A 16,027-nucleotide genomic window follows, 5' to 3' on the forward strand; every position below is an offset into this window, starting at 1 on the left:
GCAGCCTCCTAATTGATAGGGTTTACATACCAACGGCAAGCAGCCTGCCGTCATATCCTCCATTAAATATGATAGTCGTATATTCACTCAACTCCAGTGTCAGATGGCCGCGTCTACACGCAAAAAAGCCCCGGCCAAGGCCGGGGCTGCTTTACGCTTGCCTGCGCGAATCAGGCGTAGCTGTCGGTGGACGGGCAACTGCACACCAGATTGCGGTCCCCGTAAACATCGTCGATGCGGTTGACGCTGGGCCAGAACTTGTTTTCCAGCACATAGGGCAGCGGGAACAAGCCGGTTTCACGGCTGTACGGACGCTGCCACTCGCCTGCGATGTCCGCCTTGCTGTGCGGCGCGTTGCACAGCGGATTGTCGTCCGCAGGCCACACGCCGTTCTGCACTTTGTCGATTTCCTGACGGATCGCCGCCATCGCCGCGATGAAACGATCCAGTTCCGCCTTGGGCTCGGACTCGGTCGGCTCAATCATCAGCGTGCCCGGCACCGGGAAGCTCATGGTCGGCGCGTGGAAGCCGTAATCCATCAGCCGCTTGGCTACGTCCACCTCGGTCACACCGCTGGCGGCCTTGAGCGGGCGCAAGTCGATGATGCACTCATGAGCCACCCGGCCGTTGGCGCCGGTGTACAGCACCGGAAAGTGCTCGGCCAATCGCGTCGCCACATAGTTGGCGGACAACAAGGCGTTCTCGGTGGCCTGCTTCATGCCCTCCGCGCCCATCATCGCGATGTACATATAGGAGATAGGCAAAATGGAGGCCGAACCGAAGGGCGCAGCCGACACCGCGGTCTGACCGGGCAGGGCGGTGGGCACCGACGCCACCACGTGGTTGGCGATGAACGGGGCCAAATGCGCCTTCAAACCAATCGGGCCCATGCCCGGGCCGCCGCCGCCGTGCGGGATGCAGAAGGTCTTGTGCAGGTTCATGTGCGACACGTCAGCGCCGATGTCGGCCGGACGGCACAAGCCCACCTGGGCGTTGAGGTTGGCGCCGTCCATATACACTTGGCCGCCGTGTTGATGGATGATCGCGCAGATTTCGCGAATGGGCTGCTCAAATACGCCGTGGGTGGACGGGTAGGTAATCATCAAGGCCGCCAGCTGCGCAGAATGCAGCTCGGCTTTCGCCTTCAGATCGGCAACGTCGACGTTGCCCGCCTCGTCGCAGTCCACCACCACCACCTGCATATTCATCATCTGCGCCGTGGCCGGGTTGGTGCCGTGAGCGGAACGCGGAATCAGACAGATATTGCGCTGGCCGTCACCGCGCGACTCGTGGTAGCGGCTGATTGCCAACAGGCCGGCGTACTCGCCCTGGGCGCCGGAGTTGGGCTGCATCGAGATGATGTCGAAGCCGGTGATCGCGCGCAGCTGCGTTTCCAGACCGGCGATCATTTCCAGATAACCCACTGTCTGTTCGCGGGGCGCGAACGGATGCATATTGGCGAACTCCGGCCAGGTGATCGGAATCATTTCGCTGGTGGCGTTCAGCTTCATCGTGCAACTGCCCAGCGAGATCATCGAATGATTCATCGCCAGGTCGCGGCTTTCCAGTTTCTTCATATAGCGCAGCATCTCGTGCTCGCTATGATGGGTGTTGAACACCGGGTGGCTCATGAAAGCGGATTCGCGCTTCAACCCGGCCGGAATCGCATCGGCAGCCGCGGCGTCCAAGGCGGCGATATCGGCGCTCTTGCCTGTGAAGATTTCAATCAGACGCGCCAGATCGGTTTCAGTGGCCGCCTCGTGGAAAGCCACGCCCAACACATTGCCGCCTGCGCGGCGCAGATTGTAGCCGGCGGCCAACGCCGCCTGATACACCGCGTCGGCCTTGGGAGCGTCAACTTGCACCGTGTCGAAGAAACGATCGAACACCAGCTTGCCGCCATCGGCCTTGACCGCGTGCGCGAAAATGGCGGCCAGACGGTGGATGCGGGCCGCGATGCGCTTGACGCCCTCCGGGCCGTGATACACCGCGTACATGCCGGCGATATTGGCCAGAAGCACCTGGCTGGTGCAGATATTGGAGTTGGCTTTTTCGCGGCGGATGTGCTGCTCGCGGGTCTGCAGCGCCATGCGCAGCGCGGTCTTGCCTTTGGCGTCCACGGACACGCCGATGATGCGGCCAGGCGCCGAGCGCTTCATTTCGTCCTTGAACGCGAAATAGGCGGCGTGCGGTCCGCCGAAGCCCATTGGCACGCCAAAGCGCTGAGTGTTGCCGATGGCGACGTCCGCGCCCATCTCGCCCGGAGATTTCAACGCCACCAAGGCCATGATGTCGGCGGCCACCACCGCCACCGCGCCCTTGGCCTTGACCGCGGCGATGTGCGGGGTCAGGTCGATCAAGTCGCCGGCCTCGCCCGGATACTGGAACAAGGCGCCGAAGTATTCGCCCTTGCCCGCCTCTTCCGGGTGGCCCAGTACCAGCTCAAAGCCGAAATACTTGGCGCGGGTCCGCATCACGTCCAGGGTTTGCGGCAGCACGCGGCTGTCCACGAAGAACTGGCCGGACTTGGCCTTGGACACCCGGCGCGCCATCGCCATCGCCTCGGCGGCGGCGGTGGCCTCGTCCAGCAAGGACGCGTTAGCCAGTTCCAGGCCGGTCAGGTCGATCACCATTTGCTGGAAATTCAGCAAGGCTTCGAGACGGCCTTGGGCGATCTCCGCCTGGTACGGGGTGTAAGCGGTATACCAGCCCGGGTTTTCCAGCAGGTTGCGCAAGATCACCGTTGGGGTCAGCACCGGGTAATAACCCTGGCCGATGAAGGATTTGTTGACCACATTCTTGGCGGCGACAGCCTTCAGCGCTGCCAGCGCCTCGGCTTCCGGCATGGGGTCCGGCAGCTCCAACTTGCGGTTCAGGCGGATGTCGGCCGGCAGCGTCTGCGCCACCAGTTCGTCAATGGAGGCCACGCCGATAGCGGCCAGCATTTGCTCGCGCTCTGCGTCGGACGGGCCGATGTGGCGGGAGATGAATTCTTTGCGGTTGAAAAGTTCGGAGAGAGACATGAGTACGAGACCTTCTGTGCTTGCCGTCCGCGCCGCGGCTTTCGCGGCCAATCGGGTGTTGCTGGATATCCGGGCGAAAAAAACGCCTCGCGGCCAATCAGGACTGCGAGGCGGTTTTCACCATCAGGCGCCAATTTCCTTGGCGTAGGCGGCGGCGTCCATCAGGGCGTCCAGGTCCGCCGGATTCGCCGGCTTGATCTTGAAGAACCAGCCCGCCCCGTAGGGTTCGCTATTGGCCAGTTCCGGTTCGGCTTCCAGTTCCTCGTTGATGGCCAGCACTTCGCCGGCAACCGGACAGTAAATGTCGGAAGCGGCCTTCACCGACTCCACCACGCCGGCCTGCTCTTCCTTGGCCAGCTTGGCGCCCACTTTCGGCAGTTCGACGAAAACGATGTCGCCCAGCAATTCTTGCGCATGCTCGGTAATGCCCACGGTCACGGAACCGTCAGCTTCCAGACGCAGCCATTCGTGGCTTTCAACGTATTTGAGTTCGGCGGGGATGTTGCTCATGAGTGTCTCCAGTCAAATCCAGGTCTTAACGATTATTCCCGGCCGCGTCGCGCGGCCTGCCTGAGCGATCGGCTCAGGCGAAAACTTTCTTGCCGTTGCGCACGAAAGGCATCTTGACCACGCGCACTTCGGTCAAGGTGCCGCGCAGGTCCACCAGCGCCTTGTCGCCTGTGCCTGCCGGCACGCGCGCGATCGCGATGGAATGCTTGAGCGTGGGCGAGAAGGTGCCGCTGGTGATCACCCCTTCGCCCACCCCTTCCACCACCACTTTCAGACCTTCGCGCAGCACGCCGCGCCCTTCCAGTACCAGGCCCACTTGCTTGGTCTTCACGCCGGCGGCTTTCTGCGCCTCTAGCGCCTTGCGGCCGATGAAGTCGCGCTCTGCCGGTTCCCAGGCGATGGTCCAACCCATGCCGGCTTCCAGCGGGGAAACGGTTTCGTCCATATCGTGGCCGTACAGATTCATGCCGGCCTCCAGCCGCAGGGTGTCGCGCGCGCCCAGACCGATGGGCGCCACGCCGGCAGCCTGCAATTGTTGGAAGAAAGCGGCGGCTTCAACGCCGGGCAGCATCACTTCCAGGCCGTCTTCGCCGGTATAGCCGGTGCGGGCATAGAACCAGTCTCCTGCCGGCTGGCCTTGAAACGGCTTCAAGTTCTGGATGACGGCGGCGAGTTCGGGCTTGACCGAACAGACCTTGGCAATGGCTTGCGGGCCTTGCACCGCCAAGATGGACAGATCGCGTCTTACTTTGATGTCGACGTTGAAGTCCGCCTTGTGCCCTTCCATCCAGGCCAGATCCTTGTCGGTGGTGCCGGCGTTGACCACCATGCGATAGCCGTAGGAGGTCAGGTAGACGATCAGATCGTCCACCACGGTGCCGTCGGGCGTGAGCATGCCGGAATACAGCGCCTTGCCTTCGAAGCCCAGCTTGGCCACGTCGTTGGCGATCAGCCGCTGGAGCCAGGCCTTGGCGTCCGGCCCGCTGATGTCCAGCACCGTCATATGGGAAACGTCGAACATGCCGGCGTCGTTGCGCACAATTTCATGTTCTTTTAGTTGGGAGCCGTAATGGATGGGCATTTCCCAGCCGGCGAAATCGACCATCTTGGCGCCGGCGGCGATGTGGGACTCAAACAGGGGGGTGCGTTTCGGGGCCGTCATTGGTGCGTCCTTAGCAAAAGCGTGTAGTGTTGCTCTATTCCCTACACCCCTCTGTCCCTGCACCTGAGATTTTCCGGCCTTGCGACCGTTAGCCCCTTCGGTGGGCATCCGTGGACGCCGCTCTCCAGATTCGGCGAACTGGCTGCGGCCAGTCCGATAATGCAGTCCTTTTGCCTGAGCGATTGCGGGTGCGCTTGCGCCTTCGGCGGTGGCGCGGACGGCCACTCTCTCCTGCATGACGTGCCAGATTATGGTTGCTGGACCGGGCCTTGGCAAGCCGTGTTTATCTTCAACTTAAACAATGACTTAAAATATTCGAAACCGCAAATCATTGAACGGATATTGCTTCGTTTAAGATCGATTACGAACACATTTCACTTCGTTATCGATCACGCAATCGACAAACTCCCCCTCCAAGCAAAGCTGATCGTAAGATGACATCCATCTTTACCCAGCACGAGCTCTATCCGATATGGAAAGGAAACCGCGATGCGAAAACTAATCAACGATCCGCGCCATGTGGCGCGGGAAATGCTGGAAGGGCTGGCCGACACCCTGCCCGGCCTGGCCCTGCTCGAAGAGGAAAACGTCTTGCTGCGCGCGGATCTTCCGGCTGACGGTCAGCTCGACAAAGTGGCGCTGATCTCCGGCGGCGGCAGCGGCCACGAGCCCGCCCACGCCGGCTACATCGGCCACGGCATGCTGGACGCCGCCGCAGTGGGCGACGTATTCACGTCGCCCAGCGTAGACACCGTGCTGGCGGCGATCCGCGCCGTCGCCGGCCCTAAAGGCGTACTGCTCATCATCAAAAACTACACCGGCGACCGGCTGAACTTTGGCCTGGCGGCGGAGCTGGCCCGTGCCGAGGGCATTGCCGTCGACAGCGTGGTGGTGGCCGACGATGTAGCGCTTCGCGACACCGTGGAGCCGGCGCGCCGTCGCGGCATCGCCGGCACCGTCCTGGTGCACAAGATTGCCGGCGCGGTTGCCGCCAGCGGCGCCAGCCTGGCCGAGGTCGCCGCCGCGGCGCGGCAGGCGGCGGAACAGGTAGCCACCATGGGCGTGGCGCTGGGAGCCTGCACCGTGCCGGCGACCGGCCGCCCCGGCTTTCAACTGGACGACGACGAAGTAGAGTTGGGCCTGGGCATTCACGGCGAAGCCGGCGTACGCCGCGTGCCGCGCCAATCCGCCGACGCCTTGTGCGCGACGCTGCTCGACGCCATTGTCAGGGACCGCGGTTGGCAGGCCGGCCAACGGGTGGCAATGCTGGTCAACGGCCTGGGCGGCACTCCGCCGATGGAGCTCGCCATCGTGGCGCGCAGCGCGCTGGCCTCGGCGCGACGGCTCGGCTTGCATGTGGAACGGCTATGGAGCGGTAATTTCATGACCGCGCTGGAAATGCCGGGCTGCTCGCTGTCGCTGCTGGCGCTGGATGAGCAGCGCCTCGGCTGGCTGGATCAAGCCACCCAGGCTCCGGCTTGGCCCGGCTCCGGCCTTCTGCCGGCGCGACGCCAGCTGCGGCCGGCGCCGCCGCGCGCGGCAGCAGGAGCCCTCTCCATCGCCAAAGCCGACCCCAAGCTGCGCGCCGTGGCTTGGGCCGCGGCCAAGGCGCTGGACGCCGCCGAACCGCTGTTGACCGAACTGGACGGAGCGGCAGGCGACGGCGATCTGGGCGTCAGCATGCAGCGCGGCGCGGCGGCGATCCGCGCCTTGCCGGACAGCGCCTGGAGCGATCCGGCCACGGCGCTGCGCACCGTCAGCCAGGCCTTGCGCCAGGCCATCGCCGGTAGCTCCGGCCCGTTCTACTCGACAGCCCTGCTGCGCGCGGCGCGGCGACTGGACTCATCGAACGCGCCCAACCCGCTCGACTGGGCCGCGGCGTTCAAGGACGGCGTTGCCGCCATTGCGGAACTGGGCGGCGCGCAGGTGGGCGACCGCACCATGCTGGATACCTTAACGCCAGCCGCCAACGCTTTCGAAGCCGCTCTGAACGACGGCCAAAGTCCAAACGAGGCGTGGCATTCCGCGCTGAAGGCGGCGGAACGCGGCTGCGCGGCCACCGCCGCCATGCGGCCGCGCTTGGGACGGGCCAGCTATCTGGGCGAACGAGCGCTAGGCGTGCCCGACGCGGGAGCCAGCGCCGCGCTGGTCTGGTTGAAGGCGCTGGCCGGCTAACGCTTGACGATGCGGCCACCGCAAGCACGCGGCGGCCGCGTCAAATCAGGACGGCTCCAGTTCCATGGACGGGTAAACCCAGTCCACGCCCAAAGCCTGCCCCCACAGGCAGTCGCCCAAGTCGTAATGCCACCATTCCTCGGCATAGTTGCTGAAACCGGACTGTTTCATCAGATTGAACAAGACGCGGCGATTGTGACGCACCGCCAACCATCGTTCGGACGAAAAGCCCTGCGCGGGATCGTGCGGCGCTTCGAAGTAGTCGGTGCGCGACGCCGGCTCGGCCGCGTCGAAAGCGGTGCCGAAATCGCAGATCTCCCCGGTATCCCGCCGGCAAATCGCCAGATCAATCGCGCCGCCCGAATTGTGCGGCAGCACCGCGAAACGAGCGGTATCGTCGGGATGGGCGGCAAACAAGCGAGCCTGCCGCTCCACCGCCGCCGCGTCCCAATCCGGATGCGCGGCGCGCACCTCGTCCAACACCATTTGAAATAGATCGGCCTGAGTCTCGCGGCTGCGGTAAGCGTCGAACAACAACAGGCCGTAATCCGGGGCCAGCCGCGCCGCCGCCTCGCGCAAGCGGCGCGCAACAAAGGCCCGTGCCGACATTCGCTCGGCGCAGCCTTTGCGGCCGGCGAGGTAATAGCTGTTTTCCGGAAACAAACCGTCCGCGCGCTCCAGCGCGCAAGGCTCGTTTTCCTCCCGCATCCGCGCCAGCGTTAAAGCGTCCGGCATCGGGTAAGCGAAATCGATGGCGACAAGCAGGCTATCGACGGCGGCTATCCTCATGGCAACTCCCAGTCTGAAACCAAAGCGCCCTAGTAAGCCACCAGCCAGCGGCATAGGCAAGTCCATTTCGCCATGACGACAGCCTTGATCCCAAAGAAAACGCGGCCGAGGCCGCGTGTTGGATCCTGCGCCGCCTCGCTCACGAAGGGTCGGCGTAACGTTCCTTCACTTGCCAGACATAAACCGGCAGGCCCAGCAGCAGCAGGATCATGCCCCACATCACGATGTCGGCACCGGAGCCGTATAAAGCCCACACCGAATAGGCGAAGCCCACACCGGCGAAGCACAGCGGCGCCAGGTAGTCCTTGCGCTGGAACTGCTGGGGGCGCATCAGCATGATGGCCAGCAACGCCATCGAGCAAAACGCGTAAGGCAGCAAGGTAGTGGCGGTGGCCAGCAGAATAATGAACTCGAAAATTTTGACGCCGCCGTCGCCCCCCGCGTATTTCATCGCCATCAGCACCGTCACCAAGCCGCTGGACAACACCAGGCCGAAAATAGGCACGCCTTGCGGGTTCATCTGAGCAAAGCGGCGGGGAAACAGGCCGTCGTGCGCGGCGGCGGCCGGCACATGCGCCTGCATCAAGCTCCAGCCGTTCAGCGCGCCGAAGCAGGAGACAATGGCGCCGAAACCCACCAGATAGTAGCCCCAATCGCCCCACATCAGCCTGGCTGCGTCGGCGAACGGCGCCTGCGAGGCCGCCAGCATCGCCGGCGGCATCAAGCCCATCAAGGCCACCGTGGACAAGATGTAGAGCACCGTGGCGATCAGGGTGCCCAGCACCGTGGCGCGCGGAATGGTTTTTTCCGGCGCGATCACGTCGCCCGCCGGCACCGACGCCGACTCCAGCCCCAGAAAAGCCCACAGGGTCAGCGCCATGGTGGCGGACACCGAACTGAGCAGGGGCTTGTCGTGAGGGTTGAATACGATGTTGTCGGGCTGCAAATGGAAAAACCCGATGAAAGTGACAGCGGCCAACGGCAACAGCTTGAGCAAGGTGGTCGTCACCGCCACTAGGCCGGAACTGCGCGCGCCGCGGCTGTTGATCCAGGTGACAATCCAGATCAGGCTGATGGCGAATACGCCGGCCAGCAGATTATCGTGCCCCAACACCGGAAAGAAGACCTGCATATAACTGGTGGCGGCCACCGCCAGCGCCGCGTTGCCGGCCCACAGCGCAATCCAGTAACCCCAGGCGATCCAGAAGCCGGCAAAGCCGCCGAAGGCTTCATGAATATACGCGTAGGGCCCGCCCTCCTTGGGCAGAATGGCCGCCAGCCGCGCAAACACCAAGGCCAGGCAGATCGCGCCGGCGGCGGTGAGCAGCCAGCCTATCATCGACACGCCGCCGAACGGCGCCAGCGACGCCGGCAACAGGAACACGCCGGAACCGATCATATTGCCCACCACCAGGGCGGTGCACATCCATACCCCCAGCGCCCGGGTCTTGGTCTTGCTGTCTAAATTGGTATTGCTCAAGGCTTGGTCTCCATCGGGCCTGCCGATTGACGGGCGCGCCGCGCGCGCGTGTTTCTACGATCATGCGATGGCGCCGGCGGAACGGGCTTGGCCGATTCCGTTCGCATTCAGACTGATACGGCTGAAAAAGCGCCCATGATAGAGGGCCGCACCCACAAGCTGGGCATGCTTTCTTTAAGCCGCTTGACCGGAGTCAACTGAAGCGGGACTTTGCGCCAGTGCGCGCGCATGAAAAAAAGGCGGCATTAGAACACAAATTCGACATAAAAACATGTCGCATTTTCCGTATGTCAACGAGAAGGCGATGGCAATCCGCTTGTCGCGGCCGATGATGCGCAACAAGCGCGTGCGCAGATGCCAATATAGGTCAGCAGGCAGGGAAAAAAACACGTCAAATGCATAGTTTTGGCATAAAAGGGCGCAATTCAGGCGACCACCACCGGCCCTGCCGGCACCCGCGCCAGCGACCAGTGAGTGCGCGCCCACTGCCACAACTCGGCTAAACCGTCGCACTCCTCCGGCGGCGCATGCCCCAGACGGCTCAAGGCCAAACGCAGTGAAGCGGCGGCGTCCTCCGCCGCCACCGCCGGCGCCAGCGTCTGCTTGGACAGTTTCTCCCCCGCGGCGTTAACCAGCACCGGCAAATGACAATAAGCCGGCGTATTCGCGCCCAGCGCGCGCTGTACCGCTACCTGGCGCGGCGTGGACACCAGCAGGTCGGCGCCGCGCACCACATCGCTCACCCCTTGCTCCGCATCGTCCACTACCACGGCCAATTGATAAGCCCAGTAGCCGTCCGCGCGCAGCAAGACAAAATCGCCGATATCGGCCGCAAGGTTCTGTCGGTACGCTCCTTGCAGGCGGTCATCCACCACGGTCTCGCCGGGTTCCACCCGCAGGCGCCAGGCTCGCCCCCCCTCCTCCGGACGCCTCAGCCGGCAATGGCCGGGATAAACGTAACCGTCCAGCCCGCGCCTCGCGGTCTCCGCGATTTTCTTGCGCGTGCAATTACACGGATAAGCGTGGCCGGAGACGATCAATTGCTCCAACGCCTGCCGATACAAGTCGTGGCGACGGCTTTGGTACACCACTTCGCCATCCCACTCGAAGCCATAGGCTTCCAAGGTGCGCAGAATGGCGTCTGCGGCGCCGGCCACCTCGCGCGGCGGGTCCAGGTCCTCCATCCGCAGCAGCCATTCGCCTCCGCGCGCGCGCGCCTCCAGATAACTGCCGACGGCGGTGCACAGGGAGCCGGCATGCAACAAACCGGTGGGACTGGGGGCAAAACGCCCGCGATAGGGAGAAGCGTTCATGACAGATAGGAAATTTACGGCGGCAATGCGTTGTGAAGGGAATTTCTGGCTAATAATGTTGACTGATACGCTCAAATCATCGCCCAGAGGCCGCGCCAAACGGCGCAGCCGGCTTTCGACGACCAAGGAGCCAATATGGCCTACGTTGTAACCGATGCCTGCATCAAATGCAAATACACCGATTGCGTCGATGTCTGCCCGGTGGACTGCTTTCACGAAGGCCCCAACTTCCTGGCGATTGACCCGGAGGAATGCATAGACTGCACGCTATGCGTGGCGGAGTGCCCAGTGAACGCGATCTACGCGGAGGACGACGTGCCGCCCGGACAAGAAGGCTTTGTCGCGCTCAACGCCGAGCTTTCCAAGCTCTGGCCCACTATCACCGAAAAGAAGGATCCGCTGCCGGACCACGAGGACTGGGCGGCGGTCGAAGGCAAGCTGCAACACCTGGAGCGCTGAGAACCGGTTCAAAGTCTCGCGAGCAAGAGCGAGGCAAGGCGAAAACCGCTGAGAAAGCGGAATGTACACGTGGTACATGAGCATTTCGAAGCGGTTTTTAACGCCGTATCGCCGATGCGCAGCAGACATTGAACAGGTTCTGAGAACCGGTTCAAATGAACAGTTCTATATCCCCGGACTTGCCGGCCACCTCCGGCTGCATCACCTGCTGGCGATAGCGGTTCTCCTCGGTGATCACGGTGCGGCTGCGCTTGAGCTTCTTGACCAGCACCTTGCCGCTGTCGGTGAAGAAGTACACTTTGCGCGCGCAGTCGCCCAGCAGGTCTTCGGCCAGGATGGGAATCCTTTCCGCATCCAGATAAGCGTGGATGAAGCGGCGGTTGCGCTCGCCCACGTTCATCACCGACATGCCGTCCAGCACGTTGCCCCCGCCAAACACCTTGGCCTCCATGCGGTGTCGCATCGCGCCCAGCTTCTGCATCTCGGTGATCATCAATTCCATCGCGTGAACGCCAAAGCGCGCGGCGGATGCGCCCTCACCCACCTCGATGCTGCCTTCCGGCAGCAGGAAATGGTTCATGCCCGCGACATTGGCCGCACGGTCCAACATGCACACCGCCACGCACGACCCCAGCAGTGTTACCAACAGCTGCGGCTGGCTGGTAACGTAGAAGCCGCCGGGAAACACTTTCACCGCCTGGCTTTGAAAATGCTTGTCGAAATAGGAATGGCTGCTGAAATGCACCGCGCCGCTGTTCATAACATCGCCTTTTCCGCCCTGCCGTACAGGCAGGCCAAGATTTTGGGGGCCAGCGCTTCCAGTGGCCACTCTTGTTGCACGCCGCCGGCCTTCATCGCCTCGCGCGGCATGCCGTACACCACGCAACTGGCCTCGTTCTGGCCGAATGTGACGGCGCCGGCGTCGCGCATCTTGCGCAGGCCATCCGCTCCGTCCCGCCCCATTCCTGTCAGGATGACGCCGATGGCGCGCTTGCCCAGGCCGCGCGCGGCGGAGTCGAACAGCACATCCACCGACGGCCGGTGCCGGTTCACCCTCTCGCTCTGGTCCAACTCAATGCGGAAACCGCCTGCGGCGGCCTGCACCCGCATATGCCAATTGCCTGGCGCGATATAGGCAACGCCCGTCTTGATCGGCTCGCCGGCTTCCGCTTCCTTCACTCTCATCGGGCAGTAACTGTTCAGCCGTGCGGCGAAACTGCCGGTAAAATACTCGGGCATGTGCTGAGCAATCAGGATGGGCGGCCCGTCGGCCGGCAAGCCGCTCAATAGGGTTCGGATCGCCTCGGTGCCGCCGGTGGAAGCGCCCACAAAAATCATCGCTTGCTGGGCGCTAGCGCCCAGAAAAGGCGTCTGCGGCGCCAAGGCCTCGGCCGTGCGATGAAAGCGGTGCGGCGCACGCACCCTGGCTGCCGCCACCGTCCGGATTTTGTCTCTGATCTCGTGGGCGTAATCGCCCATCCGTCTGGCGATATCGTGCGCCGGCTTGGACATAAAGTCGATCGCGCCCAGCTCCAGCGCCGTCAGCGTCGCCTCCGATCCTTGCCGCGTCAGCGAGGAAATCATCAGCACCGGCGTCGGCCGCAAGCGCATCAAACGACGAAGAAATTCCAGGCCGTCCATGCGCGGCATTTCGACATCCAGCGTGATGACGTCAGGGTCCAGCTCGCGGATGCGCTCGCGAGCGATGAATGGATCGGAGGCGGTAGCCACCACCTCCATGTCTTGCGCCTCGTTGATGATGGAGGTCAGCAGATTGCGGATCAAAGCGGAGTCGTCTACCACCACCACGCGAATTTTCTTGTCGAACCCCATCCACGCTCCCGAATCGATAAAAGGGCGGACACGCCGGCTAGGCCAGCCGATAGCTGGTTTTGCCGCAAGGCAGGAAGGCGTCGCTCAGATGCAGGATGTTTTCCGAATGCCCCAGCAATAGCAAACCGTCCGGGGCCAGATGCCGCGCCATATGATTGAGTATGGCCGCCTGTGTCGGCTTATCAAAATAGATCAACACATTGCGGCAAAAAATGACGTCGAACTCCCCCAGCGGCGGCCACTCATCCGCCACCAGATTCATCTGGAAAAAGGTCACCGCTTCGCGCAAGTGTTTCTTCAAGCGCACCTTGCCGTCGTTGGCACCCACGCCCTTATCGAAAAAACGGCGCAATTGCGGCTCCGGCAACTGGCTGACGCGCTCGCGAAGATAGACGCCGTACATCGCCTGCTCCAATACATGAGTATCAATATCGGACGCCAGCAATTCACAGGGGAATGGCCGTAAAGACTCCGCCAATTCCGCCATGGTCATGGCGATGGAGTAAGGCTCCTCGCCCGTCGAAGACGCCGCGCTCCAGACCCGGTACGGCCGGCCGCGCTTCCGCCAGCGCTCGGCGTGCGCGCGCAGCATGCTGAAATGATGCGGCTCCCGAAAAAACGAAGTCAGATTCGTGGTCAGCGCATTGACAAAGTTCTGCCACTCCCCCGATAAGGCGTCCTGATCCAGCCGGTCCAAGTACTCGGCGAAACTTTTCAGTCCCAAAGCCCGCACTCGCTTGGCCAGCCGCGCGTAGGCCATATGGGTCTTGCTGTCGTTAAGAGCGATGCCGACTCGCCGGTAAACCATGCCGCGGATGCGGCGAAAATCCTCTGGCGTGAACTTGATGTCCAGTTCCAGCCCCATCAACTCGGCCCCCTCGGCTCCACGCTCATCCTAGCCTGCGTCAAAACTCTTCCCACTCGCCGTCCGTCAGATTCACTTGTGGCCGCAGTCGCTCCGGCACCACGATCTTGCCGGCTGGTTTGAGCGGCACGGTCTTGGCTCCGGCGACATGAGCAACGACATGCTCCGCCGTCTGCGCGACGTGCGCCTGCATGGGCCGCAAACGCTGCCCCGGCTCCCCCAGTTTGAATACCTGGACCGCGTCGTCCAAATAACGCGCTTGCTCTTCCAGCGACTCCGCGGCCGCCGCGGCCTGCTCCACCAGCGCGGCATTCTTCTGAGTGTTTTCGTCCATCTGCGTTACCGCCAGATTGACCTGTTCGATGCCCGAGCTCTGCTCAATCGACGCGGCGGAGATGTCGCTCATGATGTCGGCGACGCGGCGGATGGAAATCACAATCTCGTCCATGGTGCTGCCAGCCTCGTCCACCAGCTTGGAGCCGGACTCGACCTTAGCCACCGAGTTGCCAATCAAGCCCTTGATTTCCTTGGCGGCGGCAGCGGAGCGCTGCGCCAGGTTGCGCACCTCGCTGGCCACTACGGCGAAGCCCCTCCCCTGCTCACCCGCCCGCGCGGCCTCCACTGCGGCGTTGAGCGCCAGGATATTAGTCTGGAAGGCGATGCCGTCAATCACGCTGATGATATCGACGATCTTGCGCGCGCTGTCGTTGATCTCGTTCATGGTGGCCACCACATCTCCCACCACTTTGCCGCCGCGCGCAGCGATATCGGAAGCGCCGGTGGCCAGCGTGTTAGCCTTTTTGGCGTTCTCCGCGTTCTGCCGCACTGTACTGGTGATTTCCTCCATGCTGGAAGCGGTTTCCTCCAGGCTGGCCGCTTGTTGCTCGGTGCGGCTGGACAAGTTGGCGTTGCCGGAGGCGATCTCACGCGCGGCGGTGTTGATCGCGTCGGTGGACTCCTTGATATTGGAGACGATTTCCTTCAAGCGCTCCACCGTGGTGTTGGTATCGTTCTGCAACTGGCTGAACAGGCCTTGGTAGTCGCCCTTGATCGCATGGGTGAGATCGCCCTTGGCCAAGGCCGCCAGCACGGTGGCGATATCGCCCAGGCCCTGGCTGGTCACCGCCAGCAGTTGATTGACGCTTTCGCCCAACTGTCGGAAAAAGCCGTCCTTGCCTTCCAGATTGATGCGCCGGTCGAAATCGCCGGCCGCGGCCGCCGAGATGATGCCAGCCACCTCTTTCTCGATCTCAACTTCCCCGGTGCGATCCTTCCACTCCACCACCGTGCCCAGCCGCGAGCCGTCTGTGCCGAATACCGGATTGGCCACCAAGCCGAAAATACGCTCGCCAATATTGATCTGCGCGCGATAAGTGGAGCGCAGGTTGGCCAACAGGTCGCGCTGATGCGCCGGATTGCTGTGGAACACATCCATATTGGTGCCCAGCAAGGCGCGCGCGTCGAAATTGGGCAAGGCTTTGCGCATATCCGCTTCGGCGCGGCGCATCATCTCCAGCACGCTGTGATTGGTGTAGATGATGTTGCGATCATTGTCGGCGATCATCACATTGGTGGAGGCGTTGTCCAGAGCATTGCGCACTCTGATGTTTTCAACCGCCTTCTCGGCCAGCAAACTCATCGACGCGAACAGACTATGCTTATCGCCCGATTTGACCTTGATCTCAGAACGTACCTGGCCCTCGGTCAACTCCCGCATCACCTTGACCAGCTCCGCAGGCTCGCCGCCCAACTGGCGCATCAGCGAACGGATGATGAAGACGCCAAAGCCGATGCCGATCGCCAGCGCCAACAAAGTAAAGCCAAACAGCAGCTTGTAAGCCTGTTGGGAATTGTCGCTGGCATCCTGTCCCGCCTTGCGCATCAGCCCCTCCTCAAACGCGATGTAGCGGTCGATCGAGGTCATGTATTTAAGCTGGGTATCGCGCAGGGTCACGAACAAGTAATCGCGAGCCTGGGCATCCCGTCCCTGCGCTTGCATGCGTCGGAACACATTCAGTTCAGAGCGGAAACTGGCTTCATCGGAGCGCATCGCCTCGAACAGCGGCCGCCCGGCGTTGCCGACATTCGGCTCCAAGGCCGCCATTCGCTGCGTCAGATTGACCAGGCTCTCGTCAATCTGCTGGTTGAGCTCCTTGGTAAGCTGGACATCCTTGGTCAACAACAGATTACGCACGTCCCGCGACGCCAGGTCGACATTGGCAGCAATCTTGTGCGCGGCGCTAACCTGCGGGATATGCACGCTGGAGATATTGACCAGATCGCCGGCCAGGCCCTGCAGTTGTCTGACCGCCAGCGTCATCGCCACCGCCAGCAACAGAATCAACAGGCCGAAGCCCAACATCAGCCGATGGATCACTTTCATATTATTCATGCTTCGCCCCCTCAAAACAGGCTTGC

Annotated in this window: 12 protein-coding genes and 2 riboswitches; of the genes, 2 read left to right on the top strand and 10 right to left on the bottom strand. The window is 62.7% G+C overall.

All coding sequences use genetic code 11. The features are described 5' to 3' along the window. Window positions 1-170: 170 nt before the first annotated feature. The 3 genes from gcvP to gcvT form a co-directional block, all read right to left on the bottom strand. Window positions 171-3,023 (bottom strand): aminomethyl-transferring glycine dehydrogenase, encoded by a 2,853-nt coding sequence (gene gcvP / locus MOV80_RS02400; protein WP_107732686.1) that lies wholly within the window; start codon window positions 3,021-3,023, stop codon window positions 171-173. Between the two features lie 123 nt (window positions 3,024-3,146). Beyond that, window positions 3,147-3,533: a glycine cleavage system protein GcvH gene (gcvH, locus tag MOV80_RS02405; RefSeq protein ID WP_019103296.1), complete on the bottom strand. Its 387-nt coding sequence runs from the start codon at window positions 3,531-3,533 to the stop codon at window positions 3,147-3,149. A 73-nt stretch (window positions 3,534-3,606) separates the two neighbouring features. Next, on the bottom strand, window positions 3,607-4,695 hold the full coding sequence (gcvT, locus tag MOV80_RS02410; RefSeq protein WP_043591851.1) for a glycine cleavage system aminomethyltransferase GcvT: 1,089 nt from the start codon (window positions 4,693-4,695) through the stop codon (window positions 3,607-3,609). Between the two features lie 41 nt (window positions 4,696-4,736). Continuing rightward, window positions 4,737-4,833: riboswitch (glycine riboswitch) on the bottom strand. Between the two features lie 14 nt (window positions 4,834-4,847). After that, a riboswitch (glycine riboswitch) is annotated at window positions 4,848-4,939 on the bottom strand. Window positions 4,940-5,184: 245 nt separating this feature from the next. Between gcvT and MOV80_RS02415 the strand changes: the two genes are divergently transcribed. Beyond that, the gene (locus tag MOV80_RS02415) at window positions 5,185-6,870 is read left to right on the top strand and encodes a dihydroxyacetone kinase family protein (RefSeq protein WP_043591853.1); all 1,686 of its coding nucleotides are present in this window, start codon (window positions 5,185-5,187) and stop codon (window positions 6,868-6,870) included. 45 nt (window positions 6,871-6,915) lie between these two features. On the opposite strand, the gene MOV80_RS02420 is transcribed toward MOV80_RS02415, so the two are convergent. The 3 genes from MOV80_RS02420 to gluQRS form a co-directional block, all read right to left on the bottom strand. Beyond that, a complete protein-coding gene (locus MOV80_RS02420) occupies window positions 6,916-7,659 on the bottom strand; it encodes a M15 family metallopeptidase (protein ID WP_019103293.1) in 744 nt (247 codons plus the stop codon). Window positions 7,660-7,798: 139 nt separating this feature from the next. Then, the gene (locus MOV80_RS02425; protein WP_019103292.1) at window positions 7,799-9,139 is read right to left on the bottom strand and encodes an amino acid permease; all 1,341 of its coding nucleotides are present in this window, start codon (window positions 9,137-9,139) and stop codon (window positions 7,799-7,801) included. Between the two features lie 425 nt (window positions 9,140-9,564). Continuing rightward, window positions 9,565-10,452 carry a tRNA glutamyl-Q(34) synthetase GluQRS gene (gene gluQRS / locus MOV80_RS02430; RefSeq protein ID WP_043591856.1) on the bottom strand — a complete coding sequence of 296 codons (888 nt, stop codon included), beginning with the start codon at window positions 10,450-10,452 and terminating at the stop codon, window positions 9,565-9,567. A gap of 135 nt (window positions 10,453-10,587) precedes the next feature. Here gluQRS and fdxA point away from each other — a divergent pair, with 135 nt between their 5' ends. Continuing rightward, complete coding sequence (gene fdxA, locus MOV80_RS02435; RefSeq protein WP_019103290.1) at window positions 10,588-10,911, top strand: ferredoxin FdxA; 324 nt, start codon at window positions 10,588-10,590, stop codon at window positions 10,909-10,911. Between the two features lie 151 nt (window positions 10,912-11,062). On the opposite strand, the gene cheD is transcribed toward fdxA, so the two are convergent. Genes cheD through MOV80_RS23540 form a run of 4 tightly spaced genes read right to left on the bottom strand, consistent with a single transcriptional unit; the run spans window position 11,063 to window position 16,001 of the window. Then, the gene (gene cheD, locus MOV80_RS02440; RefSeq protein ID WP_019101361.1) at window positions 11,063-11,671 is read right to left on the bottom strand and encodes a chemoreceptor glutamine deamidase CheD; all 609 of its coding nucleotides are present in this window, start codon (window positions 11,669-11,671) and stop codon (window positions 11,063-11,065) included. Then, on the bottom strand, window positions 11,668-12,744 hold the full coding sequence (locus MOV80_RS02445) for a chemotaxis response regulator protein-glutamate methylesterase (RefSeq protein ID WP_249604802.1): 1,077 nt from the start codon (window positions 12,742-12,744) through the stop codon (window positions 11,668-11,670). Before MOV80_RS02445 ends, cheD begins: the two co-directional genes overlap by 4 nt. Window positions 12,745-12,781: 37 nt before the next feature. Further along, on the bottom strand, window positions 12,782-13,609 hold the full coding sequence (locus tag MOV80_RS02450; protein ID WP_043591860.1) for a CheR family methyltransferase: 828 nt from the start codon (window positions 13,607-13,609) through the stop codon (window positions 12,782-12,784). Window positions 13,610-13,649: 40 nt separating this feature from the next. Next, window positions 13,650-16,001, bottom strand: coding sequence for a methyl-accepting chemotaxis protein (locus tag MOV80_RS23540; RefSeq protein ID WP_198001641.1), 2,352 nt, complete (start codon window positions 15,999-16,001; stop codon window positions 13,650-13,652). Window positions 16,002-16,027 lie beyond the last annotated feature (26 nt).

This window comes from Chromobacterium sp. IRSSSOUMB001, assembly GCF_023507765.1.
GTDB classification, from domain to species: domain Bacteria; phylum Pseudomonadota; class Gammaproteobacteria; order Burkholderiales; family Chromobacteriaceae; genus Chromobacterium; species Chromobacterium haemolyticum.